The 4,771-nt window shown below is 64.0% G+C and carries 3 protein-coding genes; all 3 read left to right on the forward strand.

Annotation, left to right across the window (positions count from 1 at the left end):
- The coding region (locus tag DFR24_RS00005) for a hydantoinase/oxoprolinase family protein (RefSeq protein ID WP_133879322.1) at positions 1–2,025 on the forward strand (2,025 nt) is incomplete at its 5' end.
- Positions 2,026–2,053: 28 nt separating this feature from the next.
- On the forward strand, positions 2,054–4,324 hold the full coding sequence (locus DFR24_RS00010) for a hydantoinase B/oxoprolinase family protein (RefSeq protein ID WP_133879323.1): 2,271 nt from the start codon (positions 2,054–2,056) through the stop codon (positions 4,322–4,324).
- Positions 4,325–4,649: 325 nt separating this feature from the next.
- A partial coding sequence (locus DFR24_RS25095; protein ID WP_133879324.1) for a twin-arginine translocation signal domain-containing protein occupies positions 4,650–4,771 on the forward strand: 122 nt, incomplete at its 3' end.

A 4,771-nucleotide genomic window follows, 5' to 3' on the forward strand; every position in this document is an offset into this window, starting at 1 on the left:
GACGTGCTGTCCGAAGTCGATTCGGTCCGCTACGCCACCACGCTGGGCACCAACGCGCTGATCCAGCGCAAGGGCCCGAAGGTCGCGCTGCTGGTCAGCGCCGGCTACGAGTCCTCGGTGCCGCTGTCGCGTGGCCGCGGTTACGGTGAGGGCCTCGACTTCCGTGCACAGCAGGATCTTCCGGGCGCCTGCCGTCCGGACGCCCTGGTGCCGATTCCGATGATCGCCGGCGTGCGCGAGCGCCTCGACGCCGTCGGCAACGTGCTGATGCCGCTCGACGAGGACCACCTGCGCGAGACGATCCGCAACCTCGTCGATCGGGGTGCGCAGAGCTTCTGCGTGGCGCTGGTCAACTCGGTGTCGAACCCGGTGCACGAACGTCGCGTGCAGGAAATCCTGCTCGAGGAGTACCCGGAGCATCTGCTCGGCGCGATGCCGATCGTGATGTCGCACAAGGTTGCCGGCCGCAAGGGCGAGTACGTGCGCACCTCGTCGACGATCATCGACGCGTTCCTGCACGACGTGATGTATCACGGCCTGTCGTCGCTCGAGCTCAACCTGCGCGAGTCGAGCTACAAGAAGCCGATGCTGGTCATCCACAACTCCGGTGGCATGGCACAGCTCAACTCCACCGACGCGCTGCAGACGATCCACTCGGGTCCGGTCGCCGGCGTGTCGGCGTCGGAACATCTGGCGGCCGAAGCAGACCTGGGCAACGTCATCTGCACCGACATGGGCGGCACGAGCTTCGACATCGGCCTGGTCGTGGAAGGCGGCGTCAAGCACTACGACTTCAATCCGGTCATCGAACGCTGGATGGTCAGCGTGCCGATGATCCACCTGGTCACGCTGGGTGCCGGTGGCGGTTCGATCTGCCGTTACGATCGGCTGTACAACACCGTGCAGGTGGGACCGGAGTCCGCGGGTTCCAACCCGGGCCCGGCCTGCTACGACCGCGGCGGTCTGAAGCCGACCGTCGCCGACGCGGATCTCGTGCTCGGTTACCTCGACCCGGCCAACTACGCCGGCGGTGCGATCAAGCTCAAGGCCGGCCGCGCCAAGCAGGCCATCGAGGACGAGATCTGCGAGTCGATGGACGTGTCGGTGACCGAGGCTGCGCTGATGATCAAGCGCAAGGTCGACGCCAACATGGCCAACGGCATCGCCACCGAACTGCGTGCGCGTGGTTACGATCCGACCAACTTCACGCTGCTGGCCTACGGCGGCAACGGTCCGCTGCACGGCTGCGGCATCGCCAACCAGCTCGGCATCGACCGCATCCTGGTGCCGCCGTTCTGCTCGGTGTTCTCGGCGGTGGGTGCCGGCAACATGCACCAGCTGCACATCCACGAGAAGTCGCTGTTCATGTGGATCTTCGACAGCAACACGCGCCGCCTCTACAACGACTACACCGCGTTCAACAAGATCGTCGAGGACCTCGAGGAGGCCGGCCGCCAGGACCTGCTGCGTCAAGGCATGAAGCCGGCCGACATCAAGCACAAGCTCGAGCTCGACATGCGCTACGGCAACCAGCTGGCGCAGACCACGGTGGTCGCGCCCAAGTTGCGTTTCGAGGGCATCGACGACGTGATGGCGATCATCAAGCAGTTCTCGGTGGACTACGGCAACCGCTTCGGCAAGGGCTCGGAAGCACCGGAAGCGGGCATCCGCATCAACACCGTGCGCGTGCAGAGCTACGTCGAACTCGAGACCGTGGGCCTGGGCAAGCTGCGTGCGAAGTCCACCAAGCCGGCGGGCAAGGCCTCGGGCACGCGCAAGTGCTACTTCGTGGGTCACGAGGGCGCGGTGGACACGGCGGTTTACGCGGACTCGGAACTCGAGGTGGGTTCGCTCGTGAAGGGGCCGGCGGTCATCGTGTCGCCGACCACCACCTACCTGGTCGAGCCCAGCTGGACGGTCGAGATCGGCGAGCACGGCGCGGCCTGGTTCACGCGCGGCACCGCCACGGCGGGCGGGAAGGCCGTTGCGGCCACCCTCAAGTCAAAGTCCAAGGCCAAGGCCTGAGCTTCAGAACGAATTCCGGAGTCATCCAATGGGCAAGAACGAAGAGCAGAGCTACACCGAGAAAGAGAAGTCGGTCGTCGACCAGTTCCTGGCCGACAACGTGCTCTTCCTGGGTCCCGATCCCGAGATCATGGAAGAACATGACATCGCGCCGATCACCGATGTCGAGAAGGCCGCGCTGTCCAAGGCGACCGATCCCGCAATGCATGCTCTGGTGCGCGACCGCCTGCAGGCCGGTGCGAACGAGTCCTTCGAAATGCTGGAGCAGATGGGCGCAGCGCCCGGTGCGAAGTGGGGCGATCTGATCACCGGCGTGTTCACGGCCAGCGGCGACCTTGCGGTCTCCAGCGCCGGCGGCGTGCTGATCTTCGCGGCGGTGGTGCACCACCCGATCAAGTTCATCGTCAAATACTGGACGAATGATCCCAGCGTGGGCGTCAAGGAGGGCGACGGCTTCATCCACAACGACGCCCGCTACGGCAACATCCACAACACCGACCAGTCGATGATGATGCCGGTGTTCTGGGAGGGGAAGCTGGTGTGCTGGGTCGGCGCGACCGTGCATGAAGGCGAGAATGGCGCCATCGAGCCGGGCGGCATGCCCTCGCTGGCCGAATCGGTGTACGAGGAAGGGCTGAAGATGTCGCCCTTCAAGGTCAGCGAGAACTACGAGCTCAAGAAGGATCTCGTGACCTTCCTGCAGAACTCGGTGCGCGAGCCCAAGCTGCAGTTCGAGGACATGAAGACCAAGTTGTTCACGTGCCGGCGCATGGAGCAGCGCATCCACGCGTGCATCCAGGAATTCGGCGTCGATTACGTGATCGCCTCGCTGCGCAAGGGTCTCGAAGACTGCAAGGCCGAGACCAAGCGCCGTCTTGCCGACTGGCCGGATGGCAAGGTCCGCGCCTGCGTGATGGCCGACTCGACGCTGCGCGAGAACGCGCTGATCAAGATCCAGTGCGAGGTGCGCAAGGAAGGCGAGGAGCTGATCTGCGACTTCCGCGGATCGAGTCCGGAGTTTGCGAACCGCTGCAACAACACGCTGCTGGCCTCGTTGAAGGGCATGCTCGCGCAGTTGTTCCTGGTGTTCGTGTGGCCCGACCTGCCGCGCAACCAGGGCGTGTTCGCGCCCATCCGCGTGATCACCGATCCGAAGTCGGCGCTGCATTCGTCGTACACCACGCCGAACGCGCAGTCGATGATGACGTTCTTCCCGTCGTTCTCGTGCGTGCAGCTCGCCGTGGCGAAGTTCGCGTACAGCACGCCGCAGAAGTACTCGAAGCTGATCGCGCCCTGGCACAACATGATCCGCACCTTCATCTGGGGCGGCATCACGCAGCACAACGAGATGGTCGGCAATCTCTGCGCCGACTTGAACGGCATGGGCGGCGGTGCGCGCGCGGACCGCGACGGCGAGCACGCCATCGCGCCGATCTTCGCGCCGATGGCGGATCTGGGCGAGCAGGAACTCAATGAAGAGGAGATCCCGTTCATCCAGCTCGTCAGCAAGAAGCTGATGAAGGACAACGTGGCCTTCGGCAAATTCCGCGGCGGCCAGGGCTACGAGATGATCGCCTCGTCCATCGGCAGTCCGATGTGGGGCTTCATGACCTGCTGCATCGGCTCCAAGGTCGGCTGCGTGCCGGGTGTGTTCGGCGGCTACGGCGCGCCGACCTATCCGCTGTGCAAGGTCAAGAACGTCGACGTCTTCGAGATCATGAAGACCGATCCGAAGAAGTTCGAGTTCTCGATCGTCGACATCATGAACAAGAAGCCGTTCGAGGGCGCCACGTACACGACGCACCACACCGGCCTGCAGTTCGAGCTGGCCAAGCGCGGCGAGCTGTACATGATCACGCAGGGTTCGGGCGGCGGTTACGGCGACGTGCTGGATCGCGATCCGGACCTGGTCATCAAGGACATCGAGGAAGGCCTGCTCTCGCACGAGGCGGCGCAGCGCGTCTACAAGATGGTCTACAACCCGGAAACGCTGGTGCTGGATCGCGATGGAACGAAGAAGGCCCGCCAGGCCGAACGCGATGCCCGCAAGAAGCGCGGCCTGCCGTACAAGGACTTCGTCAAGAAGTGGGTCACGCCGGAGCCGCCTGCCGACCTGCCGTACTACGGCGCATGGGGCGCCGATCGCGAAACGATCTATGCCGGCCCGTTTGGCGGCGTGCCCCGTACCACGATGAGCGCCTCCGACATCCAGCCCATCTACATGCCCAACCCGCGCGACGTGAAGATCGCGGCGCTCGAGGCTCGCATCAAGGAACTGGAGAGCGGCAAGAAGGGCTGATTGCCGTTCGATCGGCAAGTGGTTCGATCAAGGCCCGCGAGCACGCTGTGCTCGCGGGCCTTGGCTTATGTAGGGTCAGCCCTTGGAATGCGACGCCTACTCTTCCGGGCAGGTATGGTGGGACAGCACCGTTGTTAGTCTCCGGTGGCGCCAAAAAACGACAAGCACTCACAGTCCCTCCCGGGCCGATGAATGGCGCATCCAAGACGGGCCCAACTTAGTAATCACAGGTATCTGATTGCCATCGATGCCTGGATGGAGCGGAACCGGAAGCAACCCGCCGGATACCGGGTTGCACGCGTCATTACGCTGGTGGAGGAAGAAAATGCGTATCCGAAAGTACGACTTTAATTACAGTCGCCGCTCCTTTATGGAGAAGGTGGCCACGGGTGCGGGAGCCGGTGTGCTCGCGCCGTTGTGGCCCACGATCGCCAATTCGGCGGATGA

Origin of the sequence: Panacagrimonas perspica (assembly GCF_004364935.1) — a bacterium.
Taxonomy (GTDB): Bacteria; Pseudomonadota; Gammaproteobacteria; order Nevskiales; family Nevskiaceae; genus Panacagrimonas; species Panacagrimonas perspica.

Excerpts from the sequence above, each read along its gene's own strand:
- DFR24_RS00010 (WP_133879323.1), top strand. The coding sequence starts at position 2,054 with ATGGGCAAGAACGAAGAGCAGAGCTACACCGAGAAAGAGAAGTCGGTC.